At 62.7% G+C, this 17,794-nt stretch carries 17 protein-coding genes; 8 read left to right on the top strand and 9 right to left on the bottom strand.

Features of this window, described 5'->3' with window-relative positions; translation table 11 throughout:
* Positions 1–37 precede the first annotated feature (37 nt).
* Both GGR38_RS08565 and GGR38_RS08560 read left to right on the top strand, forming a co-directional pair.
* Entirely contained in the window at positions 38–1,093 is a 1,056-nt protein-coding gene (locus tag GGR38_RS08565) for a glycerophosphodiester phosphodiesterase (RefSeq protein ID WP_246404361.1), read from the top strand.
* A 168-nt stretch (positions 1,094–1,261) separates the two neighbouring features.
* Positions 1,262–2,758: a phosphomannomutase gene (locus GGR38_RS08560; protein ID WP_246404357.1), complete on the top strand. Its 1,497-nt coding sequence runs from the start codon at positions 1,262–1,264 to the stop codon at positions 2,756–2,758.
* 259 nt (positions 2,759–3,017) lie between these two features.
* On the opposite strand, the gene GGR38_RS08555 is transcribed toward GGR38_RS08560, so the two are convergent.
* The 7 genes from GGR38_RS08555 to cyoA are packed head-to-tail and all read right to left on the bottom strand — an operon-like array spanning position 3,018 to position 9,769.
* Entirely contained in the window at positions 3,018–3,554 is a 537-nt protein-coding gene (locus GGR38_RS08555; RefSeq protein ID WP_183624514.1) for a response regulator transcription factor, read from the bottom strand.
* Complete coding sequence (locus GGR38_RS08550; protein ID WP_246404355.1) at positions 3,551–4,870, bottom strand: ATP-binding protein; 1,320 nt, start codon at positions 4,868–4,870, stop codon at positions 3,551–3,553. The genes GGR38_RS08555 and GGR38_RS08550 overlap by 4 nt, the downstream gene beginning before the upstream one ends.
* A 12-nt stretch (positions 4,871–4,882) precedes the next feature.
* Positions 4,883–5,608, bottom strand: coding sequence for an SURF1 family protein (locus GGR38_RS08545; RefSeq protein WP_183624512.1), 726 nt, complete (start codon positions 5,606–5,608; stop codon positions 4,883–4,885).
* Positions 5,608–5,967 (bottom strand): cytochrome o ubiquinol oxidase subunit IV, encoded by a 360-nt coding sequence (gene cyoD / locus GGR38_RS08540; protein WP_183624510.1) that lies wholly within the window; start codon positions 5,965–5,967, stop codon positions 5,608–5,610. Before cyoD ends, GGR38_RS08545 begins: the two co-directional genes overlap by 1 nt.
* Complete coding sequence (gene cyoC / locus GGR38_RS08535; RefSeq protein WP_183624508.1) at positions 5,967–6,581, bottom strand: cytochrome o ubiquinol oxidase subunit III; 615 nt, start codon at positions 6,579–6,581, stop codon at positions 5,967–5,969. Before cyoC ends, cyoD begins: the two co-directional genes overlap by 1 nt.
* Positions 6,581–8,599, bottom strand: coding sequence for a cytochrome o ubiquinol oxidase subunit I (gene cyoB / locus GGR38_RS08530; RefSeq protein ID WP_183624506.1), 2,019 nt, complete (start codon positions 8,597–8,599; stop codon positions 6,581–6,583). Before cyoB ends, cyoC begins: the two co-directional genes overlap by 1 nt.
* Positions 8,600–8,611: 12 nt before the next feature.
* Positions 8,612–9,769: a ubiquinol oxidase subunit II gene (cyoA, locus tag GGR38_RS08525; protein WP_183624504.1), complete on the bottom strand. Its 1,158-nt coding sequence runs from the start codon at positions 9,767–9,769 to the stop codon at positions 8,612–8,614.
* Between the two features lie 228 nt (positions 9,770–9,997).
* Here cyoA and GGR38_RS08520 point away from each other — a divergent pair, with 228 nt between their 5' ends.
* The 3 genes from GGR38_RS08520 to GGR38_RS08510 are packed head-to-tail and all read left to right on the top strand — an operon-like array spanning position 9,998 to position 13,756.
* A complete protein-coding gene (locus tag GGR38_RS08520) occupies positions 9,998–11,350 on the top strand; it encodes an MFS transporter (RefSeq protein WP_172342390.1) in 1,353 nt (450 codons plus the stop codon).
* Between the two features lie 49 nt (positions 11,351–11,399).
* Positions 11,400–13,055: an ATP-binding protein gene (locus tag GGR38_RS08515; RefSeq protein WP_183624502.1), complete on the top strand. Its 1,656-nt coding sequence runs from the start codon at positions 11,400–11,402 to the stop codon at positions 13,053–13,055.
* Positions 13,056–13,063: 8 nt separating this feature from the next.
* Positions 13,064–13,756: a response regulator transcription factor gene (locus tag GGR38_RS08510; RefSeq protein ID WP_168602516.1), complete on the top strand. Its 693-nt coding sequence runs from the start codon at positions 13,064–13,066 to the stop codon at positions 13,754–13,756.
* Between the two features lie 246 nt (positions 13,757–14,002).
* Here the strand turns inward: GGR38_RS08510 and GGR38_RS08505 are convergent, their stop codons facing one another.
* Positions 14,003–14,281: a hypothetical protein gene (locus GGR38_RS08505; RefSeq protein ID WP_246404350.1), complete on the bottom strand. Its 279-nt coding sequence runs from the start codon at positions 14,279–14,281 to the stop codon at positions 14,003–14,005.
* Here GGR38_RS08505 and GGR38_RS08500 point away from each other — a divergent pair.
* The gene (locus tag GGR38_RS08500; protein WP_183624498.1) at positions 14,280–15,410 is read left to right on the top strand and encodes a hypothetical protein; all 1,131 of its coding nucleotides are present in this window, start codon (positions 14,280–14,282) and stop codon (positions 15,408–15,410) included. The genes GGR38_RS08505 and GGR38_RS08500 overlap by 2 nt on opposite strands.
* A 1-nt stretch (position 15,411) precedes the next feature.
* Entirely contained in the window at positions 15,412–16,788 is a 1,377-nt protein-coding gene (locus GGR38_RS08495; RefSeq protein WP_246404349.1) for a cytochrome P450, read from the top strand.
* A gap of 1 nt (position 16,789) precedes the next feature.
* Here GGR38_RS08495 and GGR38_RS08490 read toward each other — a convergent pair whose 3' ends face one another.
* Positions 16,790–17,203, bottom strand: a complete 414-nt coding sequence (locus tag GGR38_RS08490; protein ID WP_183624493.1) for a PilZ domain-containing protein — start codon at positions 17,201–17,203, stop codon at positions 16,790–16,792.
* 220 nt (positions 17,204–17,423) lie between these two features.
* On the opposite strand from GGR38_RS08490, the gene GGR38_RS08485 reads away from it, so the two are divergent.
* Entirely contained in the window at positions 17,424–17,708 is a 285-nt protein-coding gene (locus tag GGR38_RS08485; RefSeq protein WP_246404348.1) for an FtsB family cell division protein, read from the top strand.
* Positions 17,709–17,794 lie beyond the last annotated feature (86 nt).

Below are 17,794 nucleotides of genomic sequence, written 5' to 3'. Positions count from 1 at the left end.
CGCGGCAACAGCCGTGGCGGGGGGGCGGAGCATGGCTATGGCCGCGCCTGTCGGGGGCAGCGTTTCGGCGCGCGCCCGTCCGGCGCGGCCCGTGCTGCTGGCGCATCGCGGGTCTTCTGCGCTGCGGCCCGAACATACGCTGGGCGCCTATGCCCGCGCGATTGCCGATGGGGCCGATTTTATCGAGCCCGATCTGTGCTGCACCAAGGATGGCGTGTTGGTCGCGCGCCATGAGAACAACATTGCCGAAACCACCGATGTGGCGGCGCACCCGGAATTTGCCGCGCGGCGGGTGGATAAGGTGGTCGATGGCGAAAAGCTGACCGGCTGGTTCACCGAGGATTTCACGCTGGCCGAATTAAAGACGTTGCGTGCCAAGGAGCGCCTTGGCACGGTGCGGCCCGAAAGCCAGAGCTATGATGGCCAGTTTCAGATCGTCAGCCTTGAGGAAATCGCTGATTTCGTTGCGGCGGAATCGGCGGCGCGGGGCCGGATGATCGGGTTGATCCCGGAGGTCAAGCATTCGACCTATTTCGCGCGGATCGGATTGCCGATCGAACCGCGATTGATCGAACGACTGAACGCCAGCGCTTATTTGAAAAAGGCGCCGGTGGTGATTCAGAGTTTCGAGGTGGCGAATTTGAAGGCTTTGCGCCGCGATCTGGCCGGGTGGAGCAATATTCAACTGATGCAACTGGTGGGCGATCCGCGCCAGAGTCCGGCCGATTTTGAGGCGGCGGGTGACAAAAGGCGCTGGGCCGATCTGTTGACGCCGCAGGGGCTGGCCGAAATCGCCACCTATGCCGACTGGCTGGCGCCCGCCACGCGGATGCTGATCCCGCTGGAGGCCGATGGCCGTCTGGGCAAGCCGACCGGGCTGGTCGAGGCGGCGCGGCGCGCGGGGCTGTTGGTGGGCACATGGACCTTCCGTCCGGAAAACCGTTTCCTCGCCGCCGATTTCCGTAATGGCGAGGGTGAGAACGCCCGTAATGCCGCGGGCAGTGTGGCCGAAATGCGGCGCTATCTGGCGCTGGGGCTGGACGGGTTCTTTACCGATGATCCGGCGCTGGGATTCGAAGCGCGAGGAAAATAGGCTCTTTGCAAAGGCGGGGAACCATCGCTTCTGGTTCGCATTTCGTTGATAATCTGGTTCGTTTATGAAATCCATTTTGGAACTTTGCTGCAATGCAGGATGTTGTATAGTGGATTTAACCTAGGCACCTTTGCCTTGAATATGATGATCCTGCTCAGGAAGGCCGCCATGGAAAGTACTGCCGCGCTTGTCCCGCTCACCGTTGATATGCTGATGCAGCAATCGGGTGTCCAATTCGGCACCAGCGGCGCGCGGGGTGAAGTCGTCGCGATGACCGACCGCGTGTGTTATGGCTATACGCAGGGCTTCTTGTCCTATCTTCGCGAAATTGGCGAATATGATGGTGGCAGGGTCGCCTTGGCGGGCGATCTTCGGCCCAGTTCTCCGCGCATTCTGGCCGCCTGTGCGCAGGCGATCCGGGATATGGGCGGAGAGCCGGTGTTCTGCGGCTATGTGCCCACGCCCGCGCTGGCGCTTTATGCCTTTGGGCAGGCGATCCCCTGCCTGATGGTGACGGGCAGCCATATTCCCGACGACCGCAACGGCATCAAATTCTATCGCCCCGCCGGCGAGGTGCTCAAGTCGGACGAGGCGGGCATGAAGCGTCAGATCGTGACGCTGGCCGATGGCGCGTTTGACGATGAGGGCATGCTGGTGTCGCCCGCGCCTTTGCCGCCGGTGACGGATGTGGAGAAGGCCTATGTCGCGCGCTATGTCGCGGCGTTTGGTGCCGATGCTCTGGCCGGGCGCAAGATCGGCGTCTATCAGCATTCGGCGGTGGGGCGCGATGTCGTGCTCTCCATCGTCAATGCGCTGGGGGCCGAGGGCGTGCCGATTGGCCGCGCCACCAAATTCATCCCCGTCGATACCGAGGCGATCCGCCCCGAGGACGTGGTGCTGGCGCGCGAATGGGCGGCGGAATATGGCTTTGACGCGATCATCTCGACCGATGGCGACAGTGACCGGCCTCTGCTGGCCGATCACACCGGCGAATGGCTGCGCGGCGATGTGCTGGGCGTGCTTTGCGCGCGGGCGCTGGGCGCGGGCACGGTGGTGACGCCGGTGTCGAGCAACACGGTGCTGGAACTTTCGGGCGCGTTTGCCCATTGCGCGCGCACGCGGATCGGCTCGCCCTTTGTGATCGACGCGATGAATGCTGCGCTGGCCGCCGGGCAGGACAAGGTTTGCGGTTATGAGGCCAATGGCGGCTTCCTGCTGGCCAGTACCTTTGACCTTGGCGGGCGCAGCATTTCCGCGCTGCCCACGCGCGATGCGGTGCTGCCGGTGGTGGCGGTGATCGCGGCGGCGCGGGGGCGGCGGGTGGCCGACCTGTTGGGCGAATTGCCGCCCCGCGTGACCTATTCCGACCGTATCCAGAACTTTGCCACAGAGCGCAGCGAGGCTATCTTCGCCGCCCTGCTCGAAGGCGACGCGCAGGATCAGATCGCGCGGTTGACCGGCTATTTCGGCGGCATTGCCGGGCCGATCACGGGCGTCGATCTGACCGATGGCATTCGCATGTCCTGCGCCGATGGTTCGGTTCTGCACCTGCGCCGGTCGGGCAATGCGCCGGAGCTGCGTTGCTACAGCGAGGCCGGGGATGTGGCTAAGGCGGCGGCGATCAATGCGGCGGCGTTGAAGGTGGTGCTGGAGGAATTGGCTTAAGAGATTTATGCCTCCGGCGGGCAAAGGGCGGGGGCCCTTTGCAATCCCCAGAATGTCTTTGTTGCGCTTTGCATCGGCCTTGGTTGAATGCCGCAACGTCTGATTGTTGAAAGCCTGCGGCGCCTATCAGCGCAACCCGCGCCGCAGGCTTTCAACAATCACCACACAATCTGATCAACCTCGCGCTAACCCATTAACGGGATTGCAAAGGGACCGAGTCCCTTCGCCCGCCGGAGGCATATTCTAAACCTAAAACCCCTCACTTAACCTGCTGCTTCTCCAGCTTTCTGGCCAAAGTCCGCCGATGCATCCCCAGCCTGCGCGCGGCTTCGGAGATGTTGAAATTGCATTCGGCCAACGTGGTGTGGATATATTCCCACTCGACCGTTTTGATGCTGGTCTTGCGCCCTTCGACGGGGACGGCGGCATTGCCTTCGCGCTTGGAGAAGGCTTCTTCGATATCGTCGGTATTGGCCGGTTTGGCGAGGTAATGCGATGCTCCCAGCTTGATGGCCTCGACGGCGGTAGCGATGCTGGCAAATCCGGTGAGGACGACGATGATGGTTTCGGGGTCTTTTTCGTGCAGCATCTGCACGCATGTCAGGCCTGAGGCCGTGCCCAGTTTGAGGTCCACCACCGCATATTGAAACCGCGTGCTGGTCATCAGCAGCCCCAGTTCGTCGGGGCTGGTGGCCAGCAGGACTTCATAGCCGCGCCGCTCGAAGGATCGGCGCAGGGTGCGGCCAAAGGCGGGATCATCCTCGACGATTACGAGATGGGGCAGGGGGTTGTTCATGATGCTCCTTTGCCCGTAAAGGCCAGCGCCGACAATGGGATCGAAAGGACGACCAGTGCGCCGCCCTCTTCGGTGTTGCTGACCTCGATCCGCCCGCCAAGCTGACGCAGGACGTTGACCACGAGGAACAGGCCCAGCCCGCCGCCGTCGCGCCCTTTTGTCGAGCGATAGGGGCGCCCCACCTGATCGATCATGTCGGGCGCGAAACCGGGGCCGAAATCGCGCACGGCGATTTGCCAGATGTCGCCCTCTCGTGCCGTGGCTATCGCAATGCCTTCGGGCGAGACTTCCAGCGCATTATCCACCACATTGCCGATCACCTGCCGCAGCGCAGGGTCGGCAATGATCGGCACATCCTCGCCCAGCCGGTCGTCCAGCGTGATGGGGCCGGGGCTGCGCGCGCGCCAATCCTCGACGATCTGGCAGAGGAAGCCGCGCGCGGTGGTGACGCTGGGGTTCTCGCCGCGCACCTCGCCCGCCGCCATCAAAATGCCCGACAGGATGGTTTTGCAGCGTTTGAGTTCCGCCTGCATATCGGCCACATCTGCGGCAAGGTCAGGGTCGCCCGCAATGGTCTTTTCCCGCGCCCAGTCGCCAAGGATCACCGACATCGAGGCCATCGGCGTGCCCAATTCATGCGCCGCGCCGCTGGCCAGCAGGCCCAACCGGATTATGTGGTTTTCCTCCGCCGCCTGTTGGCGCAATGCCGCCAACGCGGCGCTGCTGGCGCGTTGATTGCGGTCCATGCGCACGACGAAATAAACCAAGAGCGCCGCGATCAGCACAAAGCAGGCGAGGCTGCCCAGCAGGTACAGCCGGAAATGTTCGCCCACATAGGCGGGCGGCAGATCGAGCGGCCGAAAATCGAACGTGAGAAACGCCACATCGCAGCACGCGACCAGCGCGACGATCCAGCTCCACCGCGCGGGCAGCAGGATCGCGCCCAGCATGATCTGGACCAGAAACAGGAAGATGAAGGGGTTGGTCGCGCCGCCGGTGAAATAGAGCTGCCAGCTCAGCGCCTCGACATCGAGCATCAGCGCGCCAAGCAGTTCCAGATAGGAATAGCCCGCGCGCTGGCGCCCATAGGCCCATGTGCCGATGTTCATCAGCGCCAAGAGCGCCGGCACAGCCACCAGCTCGGCCATCGGCAGGCCTACGCCCAGCACGCGCCACGCCACCCAGATCGTGACCAATTGCCCCAGCACCGCGATCCAGCGCAGCTGAACCAGCAGCCCCATGTTGCCATAGGATGCGGGGGCAATGTCGTAATCGGCCCCAGGAGAGGAATGGGCGGGTGCGGGTTGGGTTGCCATGGCCGCGCTTTATCAGGCCGCGCGCCGCCAGACCAGCCGGATGGCGAACAGGCTGAGCAGGGCCATGGCGAACCATGTCAGCGCATATTGCAGATGGCTGTTGGGGAATTGCACCACGGTCAGGCCGGGGATGGGATGGCCGGGGATTTCAGGGCCTTGGGCGTCGATGAACCAAGCGGCTTGCCCCTTCACCCCGCGCGTGGCGGAAATGGCGGCAATGTCGCGCGCATACCAGCGGTCCTGCGCGGGCACATTGGCCTGCAAAAAGCGGCCCTTCGGCTCAGTTTTCCTCAACAACCCGGTGATCGCCACTTCGCCCGTGGGCGTCTGGGCAGCCTCGGCCAGAGCGGTGCTGCCCAAAGGCACATAGCCGCGATTGATCCACACCGCGCGCCCATCGGCCATGCGCAGCGGCGCCATCACCCAATAGCCCGCGCCGCGTTCGGTCAAGGCCGAGACGAGCGTGGTGCCCTGCGGTTCAAACCGGCCGAGCGCCCAGACGTGGCGATATTCCAGACCGGCCAGATCGCGCGGGCTTGGCGCCATCGGCAACAGCCGCGCCTCGACCGGATTGGCCGTCGAAACCTCGTTCACATGCGCGATCAACGCGCGTTTCCATGCCAGCCGGTTCACCTGCCATACGCCCAGCGCCGAAAACAGCGCCGCACAAAGCAGCAGGGCGGCCACCGGAAGAATCCGGCGCCGCCCCTTTTGCTGGCCCAATGGGCTGGGCTTCATCAGCCCATGCCGTCCATCTTGACCGGCATCATGTTGGCATTGAGGTGGAACATCACCCACAGCGTGCCAGACAGGATGATCGCCACCAGAAGGATGGTGAACAAAGCGGCCATCAGGTTCCAGCCGCCCTCGATCTTGCCGTTCATGTGCAGGAAGTAGACCATGTGGACCACAACCTGAACCGCAGCAAAGGCGGTGATGACGATGGCGGTCGTCGACTTGTCGGCGATCGCGCCGCTCATCACCAGCCAGAACGGGATGGCGGTCAGGATGACGGAAAGGACGAAGCCGATCACGTAATCCTTGGTGGTGGCGTGAAACGCCGGTTCGTGGCCGTGGCCATGCGAATGGTCAGCCATTAGCGCAGCACTCCCATCAGATAGACAAAGGTGAACACGCCGATCCAGACCACGTCAAGGAAGTGCCAGAACAGCGAGAGGCAGGACAGGCGGCGCTTGTTGGCCTCGGTCAGGCCATGCTTGCCCACCTGGAACAACAGAGTGACCAGCCAGATCGAACCGAAGGTCACGTGCAGACCGTGGGTGCCGACCAGCGTGAAGAAGGCCGACAGGAAAGCGCTGCGCTGAGGCCCGGCGCCTTCCTCGATCAGATTGTGGAATTCGAACAGTTCGATCGAAAGGAAGCCAAGGCCAAAGCACAGAGTCAGGATCAGCCAGCCGATCAGGCCCTTCTTGCTGCCGTTCTGCATCGCGATCATGGCAAAGCCATAGGTGATCGACGAGAAGAGCAGCAGCGAGGTGTTGACTGCCACCAGCGGCAGTTCAAACAGATCCTTGGGAGCCGGACCCCCGGCATAATTACCGCCCAGCACCGCGAAGGTGGCAAACAGCATGCCGAAGATGAGGCAGTCGCTCATCAGATAGATCCAGAAGCCCAGCGTGGTGCTGTAGCCGTCCGGGTGGGCGTGTTCGTGCAGATCGTAATACTGCTCGGTAAGGTTGGTGCTCGCCATTACGCGGCTCCCTTTTCCAGCGCGGCCAGCTGGGCCGTGCGCGCAGCTTCAACCTCGGCGACATGGTCGGCCTTGATATAGAAGGTGCGGTTATAGTTGAAGGTGTGGAAGATCGCGGTGCCGACAATGCCGACCAGCATGACCACAGCCAGCCACCAGACCTGCCAGATCAGCGCGAAACCGCAGACCGTCGACAGACCCGCCAGCACGATACCGGCCCAGGTGCCCTGAGGCATATAGATGTCCTGGAAACCATCGACCGGACGGGCAACGCCCTTGGCCTTCATGTCGGCCCATGCGTCAATGTCATGGATCTTGGGCGTGAAGGCGAAGTTATATTCCGGCGGAGGCGAAGAGGTCGCCCATTCCAGAGTACGGCCGCCCCAGATGTCGCCGCTTTCGTCCTTGTATTCTTCGCGCTTCCAGATCGACACGGCGAACTGGATCAGCATCGCGCCGATACCGGCCGCGATCAGCAGCGCGCCGAACAGCGCCACCCAGTAATAGATGCGCATGGCGTCAAAGCTGGCATCGAACACGCGCATACGACGCGTCACGCCCATGAAGCCGAGCATATAGAGCGGGGTAAACGCGATCCAGAAACCGGGCACCCAGCACCAGAACGACACCTTGCCCCAGAACTCGTTCAGCTTGAAGCCGAAAGCCTTGGGCCACCAGTAGTTGATCGCGGCAAACACGCCCCAGACCACGCCGCCGATGATGACGTTATGGAAGTGGGCGATCAGGAACACCGAGTTGTGCAGTACAAAGTCGGCAGCAGGCACCGCCATCATCACGCCGGTCATACCGCCGATGGTGAAGGTGAGCATGAAGGCGACGGTCCACATCATCGGCAGTTCAAACCGGATGCGGCCACGGAACATGGTGAAGAGCCAGTTGAAGAGCTTGGCCCCGGTGGGGATCGAGATCACCATGGTGGTGATGCCGAAGAACGAGTTCACGGACGCGCCCGAACCCATGGTGAAGAAGTGGTGCAGCCAGACCGAGTAGGACAGGATGCCGATGACGCAGGTGGCGTAAACCATCGAGGTATAGCCGAACAGGCGCTTGGAGCAGAAGGTCGAGACGATTTCCGAGTACACGCCGAAGACCGGCAGCACCAGAATGTAGACCTCGGGGTGGCCCCAGATCCAGATCAGGTTGACATAGAGCATCGGCGAGCCGCCGAAGTCATTGGTGAAGAAGTTGGTGTGGAAGACGCGGTCCAGACCCAGCAGGGCCAGAACGACGGTCAGCACGGGGAACACGGCAACGATCAGGATGTTGGTGACCAGAGCGGTCCAGGTGAACACGGGCATGCGCATCATGGTCATGCCGGGCGCGCGCAGCTTGATGATCGTGGCGATCAGGTTGACGCCCGAAAGCGTGGTGCCGACACCGGCCACCTGTAGCGACCAGACGTAATAGTCGACGCCGACATCAGGACTGTAGGCCAGTTCCGAGAGCGGGGGATAGGCCAGCCAGCCGGTGCGCGCAAACTCGCCCACAAACAGCGAGAGCATGACCAGCACCGCGCCGCCTGCCGTCATCCAGAACGAGAAGTTGTTCAGGAAGGGGAAGGACACGTCGCGCGCGCCGATCTGCAAGGGCACGACATAGTTCATCAGGCCCGTGACGAAAGGCATCGCCACAAAGAAGATCATGATGACGCCGTGGGCGGTGAACACCTGATCGAAGTGGTGGCTGTTCAAATAGCCGTCAGAGCCGCCGAAGCCGAGCGCCTGCTGGCTGCGGATCATGATCGCATCGGCAAAGCCGCGCAGGAACATGATAAGGCCCAGCACCATATACATGATGCCGATCTTCTTGTGATCGACGCTGGTGAACCACTCTTTCCAGAGATAGGACCACAGGCGGAAATAGGTGAGCGCACCCACCAGCGCGATGCCGCCGAGCGTTACGGCCGCAAAGGTGGCGAGCACGATCGGCTCGGTCGGGATCGCGTCCGGGCCAAGGCGGCCCAGCAGCGGTGTCCAATGGGAATGGGTCGGGATCATGGGATCTCGCTATCAGCTAAGAGGGGGGCGCGCGGGCGAGGCCAGCGAAAGCTTGGCAGCGTCGGCAGGAACAGGGGTCTTCACGCCATCGGGAACGCAGATCGCGCGCACGAAAGCCTTGGTGCGGGCATCGGCCTGCTGACCGCCGCGACCGGGGATGACGGGGATGGTCGTTTCGCGGCCATTCTTGTCATAGGTCAGCGCGGCAACATTAAAGATGCCGGCCTTGCCGGTGCCGCCGCGAGCGTCCAGAGCCATCATGTCCTTCAGGCACATCTTGCCCGGACGGACGCACAGGTTGACGATCTTGTCGAACAGGCCGTCATCCACCGCGGTGAAGTGACGAACCGGTTCCTTCTCGCTGGGCTGTTCCAGCTGAAGATAGGCCACGGTGTCCAGCGCGCCTGCGCTGTCCTTATCGCCGCCCTTGGCGATATTGGCGACCCACTGGTCAAAATCGGCGTCGGTCATGCCATGCGTCTTGAAACGCATATGCGAGAAACCCGAGCCCGAATAATTGGCCGAGAAGCCGTCGAACGTGCCGGTCTTGTTCAAAACCGCGTTCAATTCGCTGGTCATCGCGGGCATGGCATAGATCTGGCCAGCCAGCGCCGGGACGTAGAAGGAGTTCATCACCGAAGAGGCCGAGATGCTGAAATGCACCGGGCGGTCCACCGGCAGAGCCAGTTCGTTGACCGTGGCGATTTTCTGCTCGGGATAAATAAAGAGCCACTTCCAGTCGAGCGCAACGACCTGAACCTCCAGCGGCTTCGCATCCGCAGCAAGGGGCTTGCCCTCGGCAATGCGCGAGACCGGGCGGAACGGATCGAGCGTGTGGGTGGTCACCCAGGTCAGCGAACCGAGCGCGATGATGATCATCAGCGGCGCGGCCCAGATCACCAGTTCGAGCTGGGTCGAATGGTGCCATTCGGGCTCATAGCGCGCACCGGCCTTTTCGCGATATTTCCATGCGAAATAAACGGTCAGCGCCATCACCGGAACGATGATGATCAGCATCAGCAGCGTGGCGGTGACCACCAGGCTGGCTTCCTGTTTGGCAATGTCGCCTGCGGGGTTCAGCACCACCGGGCTACAAGCGGAGAGCGAGGCGAGCAGGGCAAGGCTGCCGAGCCGGCTCGCGTGACGAAGGAGGGTGGGTTGCGTGCTCATGGCGCCCGCGCGTAGGAGGCTCATGCTGCAACCGCGATAGGACATATTGTCCCATCAATTTGATTGCCATCATGGATCTTTTGATGCAGTCTCGATTCAGTCCCGCCAAAAGGCCCTGAAATCTGCGGTTTTCCGCCGATTTGGAACCTTGTGGACGGACCATAATTAAAGAGAAAAGCCGGGTTGTTCCCAAGGGAAAACACCGGCCCGATTTTGGGGATGCTGAATATGACCACCTCCGTTTCCAACGGGGTGGCCGCAGGGGTCGTTTCGGGCCATGCTGGCCATTCCGATCACGTTTCTCCCGGTGAGATCGCCATTGGCGTAATCATCGGCCGAACTTCGGAATTTTTTGACTTTTTCGTCTATGCCATCGCCTCGGTGCTGGTGTTTCCGAGTTTCTTTTTCCCTTTCACCGATGCCTATACCGGCACGCTCTATTCCTTCGCGATCTTTCCGCTGGCCTTTGTCGCGCGGCCCTTGGGCACGTTCGTGTTCATGACCATCGACCGGCTCTACGGCCGTACGGCCAAGCTGGCTATTGCGCTGTTTTTGCTGGGCGGATCGACGGCGGCGATTTCCTTCCTGCCGGGCTATGCCACGCTGGGCAAGACGGCCATCGCGCTGCTCGCCCTGTTCCGGCTGGGTCAGGGTTTCGCGCTGGGCGGCAGCTGGGACGGTCTGGCCTCGCTGCTGGCGCTCAACGCGCCGCGTGATCGCCGCGGCTGGTTTGCGATGGTGCCGCAATTGGGCGCGCCGCTGGGTCTGATCGTGGCCTCGTCCATGTTCGCCTTCTTCGTTTCGTCGCTGCCCACCGAGGATTTCCTGAGCTGGGGCTGGCGTTTCCCGTTCTTCGTGGCCTTTGCCATTAACGTGGTGGCGCTCTTTGCCCGCCTGCGTCTGGTGGAATCGCCCGAATTCGTGCGCCTGTTCGAAAGCCGCGACCTGCAGCCGGAAAAGGCCATCGTCACCATCCGTCAGGAAGGCCGCACCATCCTGATCGGCGCTCTGGCCCCGCTGGCCAGCTTTGCGCTGTTCCACATGGTCACGGTGTTCCCGCTCTCGTGGGTGATGCTCAACACGCCCGAACGCCCGGCCTCGTTCCTGATTATCGAAACGGGCGCGGCCATGATCGGCGTGCTGGCGATCATCGTCTCGGGCTATATGGCGGATCGCTTCGGGCGCCGCGCGGTGCTGGGCGCTTCGGCGGCGGCGATTGCGGCTTTCTCCGGCTTTGCCCCGCAATTGCTGGGCCAGGGCACCGGGGGCGAAGTCGCCTTCATGACCATCGGCTTTGCCATTCTGGGCATCTCCTTTGGTCAGTCCTCGGGCGCTGTGGCTTCCAGCTTCTCGACTCAGCATCGCTATACCGGCTCGGCCCTGACCAGCGATATTGCATGGCTGGTGGGCGCTGCCTTTGCGCCGCTGATCGCGCTGAAGCTGGCCACGACCTATGGGCTGATCTCGTCGGGGGCTTATCTGCTCTCGGGCGCGGCGGCCACGCTGATCGCTCTGTGGGCCAATCGCGAACTGGCGGGCAATCGCAACAATGCGATGAGCCCGATGTCGCTGGCCGTCTGAACGGCTACACCATTGCCCGCAGGTCATAGATCTGCAAAGGAAAGGGGGCGTGAAAAGCCCCCTTTCTCTTGACCTGAAGGCCGTGACAGAGCCGGACCGGCCCGCCATGGCGGATCGCGATGCGATGCGCGCGCATCCCTACTGGCCTTATCTGGCCTCGCTTGGGCTGGTGGGCGGCTTTTCTCTCATCGGCATTCTGCTCAATCCATGGCTGGGCGAGGGCTATGCCTCGCTGGTCTTTGTGGTGGGCGTGTCGATGGTGGGCGCGCTCTATGGGCTGATGCCTTCGCTGCTTTGCGCGCTGCTGTCCTCGCTGCTGTTCGACTTCTTTGTATCCGAGCCGGTGTTTGAACTGGCGATCAGCCGCACCACTGACCTTGCCCCGCCGGTGGTCTTTGCGCTTTGCGCGGTGATTTCGGGCCTGCTTTCGGGCCGCCTGCGCGATGAGGCGACCCGCGCCAACCGCTCCAATCAGCAACTGGCCAGCCTGCTGTCCCTCTCGCGCCAGTTGCAGAGCGCGAGCAGTGACGAGGCGGTCCACAGCATCCTGTGCGAAAGCCTGCTGGCCGGGCCGGGCGGTGGCATTGGCCTTTATCGGATGACCGAAGGGCGCGCTGTCCCGGTGGGCCAGAGCGCAGATGGGCCCGAATGGATCGCGCTGGCCCAGGCTGCGATGCTGTGGGAGCCAGAATGGCTGGAGGATGAACATCTGATCGGTTGCCGCCTGCTGGCGGGCGAGCATTGCGTTGGGGCAATGGTGGTGGATCGGACCACGGCGCGGGCGCGGGGCATCGGCCTGATGCTGGCGCAGGGGCGGATGGCGGCGCTGGCGCTCGAACGGATTGACCTGTCGCTGCGCCTGTCCGAGGCCCATGCCCATGCCCGGACCGAGGAGCTGAAATCGGCGCTGCTCTCCTCGGTCAGCCACGATCTGCGCAGCCCCTTGACCGCGATCAGCGCCTCGGCCGCCAGCCTGCTGCACTTTGGCCCGCAATTCGACCGCGAAACGTCGCGCGAATTGCTCGACGGCATCGTCAAGGAGGCGGCAAGACTCAACGATCTGACCACCAACCTGCTCCAGATGACGCGGCTGGAGGCGGGAGAGGAGGGTTTGAGCTGGTCGCTGCTGCCGGTGGGCGAGAGTTTGCGCGCGATCATGGGCCGGGTGCAGATGCATCGCCAGACCCATCCGATGACGCTTCACATGCCCGCGCAGGAATTGCTGGTGCGCACCGACGCTACGCTGTTTGATCTGGCCGTGACCAATGTGTTGCAAAACGCGATCCGTTATAGCCCGGCGGGCAGCCCGATCACCATTGCCTGCATGTCTGATGGCTCGTGGTGTCATATCGCCATCAGCGACGAAGGCCATGGCATTCCCCCTGCCGAGCAGGAAAGGGTGTTCGACCGCTTCTATCGGCTTGCGCGCGATGCCCGTGTGCCGCAAGGATCGGGGCTGGGGCTGGCCATCGTGCGCGGCTTTGTTCAGGCGTCGGGCGGCAGGATTAAACTTGAATCGCCGCTGTGCGATGGGCAGGGAACGCGCATCACCATCATCCTGCCCCTGATGGAGCAGGATCAGAGCCGGTTGGCCGATGAGGATGACGATGAAATTGGCGCCAATATGGCGCCGGGCGAAATTGGCGCCAATATGGCGGATGACGCTGTTGATCGGTCGCCGGGCGCGGCAAGCATGAAGGCATAAGGAAGCATATGGTTAGCGGTCATATCCTGCTGGTGGATGATGAAGTGGGCATCGTGACGGCGCTGCGTCCGGCGTTGCGCGCGGTGGGCCATGAGGTGACCGTGGCCAGCGACGGCACGGCGGCTCTGGCCAGTTTCCTGCTTGCCGATCCTGATGTGGTGCTGCTCGATCTGGGCCTGCCCGATATGGACGGCAAGCAGGTGATTCGTAAGATCCGCGAGACCTCCTCGACCCCGATCATCGTCATCTCCGCCCGCCATCAGGAGGCAGAGAAGATCGCCGCGCTGGACGAAGGCGCCGATGATTATGTCGACAAACCTTTTGTGCTGGGCGAATTGCTGGCGCGGGTGCGTTCGGCGCTGCGGCGGCGGCAGCATCTGATCGAGGTGCCCGAGGGGCTGGATCTGGGCCATCTGAGCATTGATTTCGGCACGCGCGAGGTGCGGCTGCGCGGTGATCTCATCAAGCTTTCACCCAAGGAATACAATCTGTTGCGTATGCTGGCCGACAGCGCGGGGCAGGTGGTGACGCAAAAGCGCCTGCTGGCCGCCGGTTGGGGCCGGTCAGAGGCCGACCCGCAATATCTGCGCGTCTATATCGGCATGTTGCGGCAAAAGCTGGAGATCAATCCGTCCGATCCCCAGATGATACTGACCGAACCGGGCGTGGGCTATCGTCTGTTGGTTCCGGCCTCTGTGTAACGCAGGGGCCCACCGGCTGGAAAACAGGCGCACAGGAAAGGGGCCGCCTTCATATCGCTTAGGGATAGGTTGAGATGAAGGCGACCACACAAAGTTGCGGATCGGAAAGCCGGACAAGGCCAGCATGTTTTGTTCTTCTGATGCCGAGACTATCCAGCCCCAGCACAGCTTGCACCTAAAAAAGCCATAAATGGCATCCGTTTCGGCCATTTCGGCTGCAAGCCTTGTGTTGCGGTCGCGGCAAATTCAGTAGCCCGGAAAGAGCTTGCGGACCAGTTGTCCGCGCCAGGGCTTGCCATGATAGTTAAAGAAGAACCAGCCGAACAGACGCGTGAAAGCCAGCACCAGCAGGGCCAGCGGATCGCCGTTTTCCCGCATATGGGCATAGAGCGCGCGGTCGGCGCGGCGCCGGTCGGCCCCGGTGCCGCCGCCGTTGATGCCATAGGCATTGTCATGCCGCTTGCACCCTATGTTGCGATTGCGGATGCGGCCATTCATGAACAGGCAGTATTGGCGATCGGTCATGGCCAAGGATAGACCCGCGCCCGCGCCCGCTTTCAAGCGCAAAATCTTCTATCTGCCCGGCTATGACCCGCGCGGCAGCCGCCATTACCACGCCATTCTGGCCGAGGAGGCCGCCAAGGATGGGGGCTTGATGCTGTCGCGTCGGGGCCGGGCGGAGGGCAATGTGGTCTGGACGCTGGGCCGGGAGGATGGGGCGGCATCGGGCGCGCATGAATTTCTGGTGTGGGACGATATTGTTCGCGCCACATGGGCCAAACATCCCCCCGCGCTGCTGTGGCAGGGGGTAAGGACCTATTGGCACCTTTGCCGCCATCTGGACTGGCGACTGGCGCGGCGCTGGCCAAGAGCGGGGTGGGTCACGCTGTTTTCGCCCGGCGTGCTGTTTATCGCGCTGCCGATGCTGTTGGCGCTGGGCCTGTGGGGTTTGGCGGGGCGCGGGTGGCTGGCCTTGCCGGTGGCGCTGGGGCTGGGCTGGGTGTTGGCGATGGAGTTGCAGAAGCGGTTGCATAGCCTGTGGCTGCTGCGCTTTGTGATTTTCAGCACGATTATTGCGCGGCGAGAGGCGCCGGGGCTGGAAGAGAGGTTGGACGGTTTTGCCGAACGCATCGCGGCGGCGCTGGAGGAGGATTGGGACGAGGTCCTGCTGATCGCGCATTCGGCGGGGACGATCCTGTCGATGATGGTGATGGCGCGACTGCTGGCGCGGCGAGGAGGGGCGATGCCGGACCATTTCGCGCTGGTGACGCTGGGCAGCGTGGTGCAACTGATCGCCTGCCGGGGGGATGCGGCGTGGTTTGGCACGGATCTGGACGCGGTGGCTGCTGGGGATTTCCGCTGGCTCGACATTGCCTCCGTCACGGATGGCGCCTGTGTGCCGCTGGTTGCGCCATGCCTTGGGCGAGCAAAGGAGGCGCCTGAGGGGCTGGTGCAGATTACCCCACGCTGGTTCGTCTATTGCGATCCGGCCCATTATGCGCGGCGGCGGCGCGACAAATATCAGACCCATTTCGATTATCTGCGCCGATTGGATCGCGCATCGCCGGTGGATTATCTGGGGCTGGTGGCCTCGGCCCGGCCCATCGCCCAATCCATCGCCGCGTTTGAGGCGCAGCGCCATGAATGCCAGTGAAATGACTGAACGCCCCTTTACCCCGCCTTATCCCGCGCCTTTGGCGAAAAAGCCGGGGTTGCTCCGCCGCTTCTATCTGGGCTGGTGGAAAAGCTGGCTCGATATGCTCCATGGGCGGGCTTACACGATGAAGCTGGGGGTGACGCAATTGCCTGCGGGGCGGGCGTTTATGGTCAATGACATGGCGCTGGTGGGGCGTGTGCTGGGCGATGCGACGCAGTTTCCCAAGCATCGGATGGTGCATGACATGCTGGCCCCGATGATCGGCAACAGCGTGTTTGTCAGCAATGGCGAGGAATGGGCGCATCAGCGCGCGATGATCAATCCGGCCTTTGTTCACACCAATCTGAAGCGCGCCTTTCCCCTGATGGCGGCGGCCACGCGGGATATGATCGGGCGGATGCGGGGGCAGGCGGATGCAGCGGGCGGGCGGGCAGTGGATGTCGATCCGCTGATGACGCATGTGACGGCCGATGTGATCTTTCGCACGATCTTTTCGGTGGAGCTGGGCGAGGCGGAGGCTGGGGCGGTCTATCGCGCCTTTGGCGAATATCAGAGCGTGTCGCAGCGAGCGCATCTGCTGCGCATGTATCGTTTGCCGGGCTTCGGGCTGGGGCGCAGGGCGTGGCGGCTGGGGGAAAGGGTGCGCGCGGTCTTTGCGCCGATTGTGGAGGCCCGTGTCGCACAGGGCAGGAGCGGTGAGCGGCGCGATATTCTCGATGCCCTGCTCGATGCGCGTCATCCGGTCAGCGGGGCGGGGTTTACCTCGGATGAGTTGGTGGACCAACTGGCGCTGATCTTTCTGGCCGGGCATGAGACGACGGCGACATCGCTGGGCTGGGCGCTTTATCTGCTCTCGGAATGCCCGGAAATGCAGGAGCGGCTCCATGGCGAGATCGAGGCGGCAACCGGGGGCGGGGCGCTCGAATACGAGCATGTCAAAGCGCTGGAGGGGGTGCGCAACCTCTATCGCGAGGCACTGCGCCTCTATCCGCCGGTGGGGTTTCTGCCACGCACATCCGAGGTGTCCATGACCATGCGCGACAAGCGAATCGCGGCGGGCGAGCTGATGCTGGTCGCGCCATGGCTGGTTCATCGAAATCCGGGCAATTGGGCTTGCCCTCATGCTTTTGCGCCCGACCGATTCGCTACGCCAGAGGGGGCCGAGGCGTTGAAGGAGGCGTGGATACCCTTTGGCAAGGGCGAACGAATCTGCATCGGCGCGGGCTTTGCCCAGCAGGAGGCGGCGCTGATTCTTGCCGAGGTGATCCGCCATTTCCGGCTGGAATATCCGGCCGGGCGGCGCAGGCCGGAGGTGGTGGCGCGGTTGACCCTGCGGCCGCGCGATGGTTTTGGGCTGGTGCTGCGCGCCCGATAGTTCAGATGCGGCGCAGGCGGTCGGACCTTGTTTCATCCTGTCGGTTCAGCACCGAGACGGGGCCGCGCTGGTAATAGTCGCGGGTTTCGCTCTGTCTGGCGCTGACGTCGGCGGGGGTGCGCAGCAGGACGGGGTCGATGGGCCGGGCAAAGGCCACGCCGAAGCGGTTGCTTTGCACCCAGGCCACGATGCCTTCGATCGCCCCGATGTTGCGCAATTCCAGCACGACCTTTTCGCCGACCGTGGCGCCCAATGTGCCTTCGGCCATCAGCCCGGTGGCCGAAACATTGCGGATTTTGACGCGTTCCTCCATCTGGCGATTGGGCCAGTGGCAGATTGAGGACAGCAGCAGATTGTTGCGCGGAGCATTGCGCTGGTCAGCATAGGGATCGTTGGTGGCGTCGGGCTGAGACATGGCTTTGTCCTGAAGCGGAATGCGATCTGATTCTCTAAATCAGTCCGCCAAAGTTGGCCTGAACCGGGGATTAGGTTGGTTTACCTAGCGATGGGCGAGGCGTGCGGGGATTTGTCGAAAATTTTGGCGGTTTTGCCCGGTTTCCTGCGCGTTCCGGCTTGAAAGCGGAACCCAATTATGATTCTTGGTAATTATGCGACAAAGAATGCACAGGCCAAAAATGGCGCGTGAAGCTGTGGCGCAGGGCGTGGCCCTGTGTCTGCTTCTGATCATGCTTGCCGTGGCGATCGCCGGGCCCAGCGGCCTGCTGGCGTGGAGCGAGAATCGCCAGTTGCTGGAGCAGCGCCATCAGGAAATCCAGAAACTGGCGGTTGAGCGCGACGAATTGCGCAACCGTGTCAACCTGCTCGATCCGCGTCATGCCGACCCTGATCTGGCCGGAGAATTGTTGCGCAAAAATCTTAATGTTGCGCATCCTGATGAGATCATCATGATGGTGAACTGATCGCGCGGTGATTCCTGCCCTCTGTCAAGTGGGCCATTGGAAGTGATGCGCGGTCATTACAAAATTCGTATGTGACGGTTTGCTGG

Origin of the sequence: Novosphingobium sediminicola (assembly GCF_014196525.1) — a bacterium.
In the GTDB taxonomy this organism is placed as follows: Bacteria; Pseudomonadota; Alphaproteobacteria; order Sphingomonadales; family Sphingomonadaceae; genus Novosphingobium; species Novosphingobium sediminicola.
The sequence above is the reverse complement of the archived record's forward strand: the minus strand, read 5'-3'. Positions and strand labels throughout refer to the sequence as shown.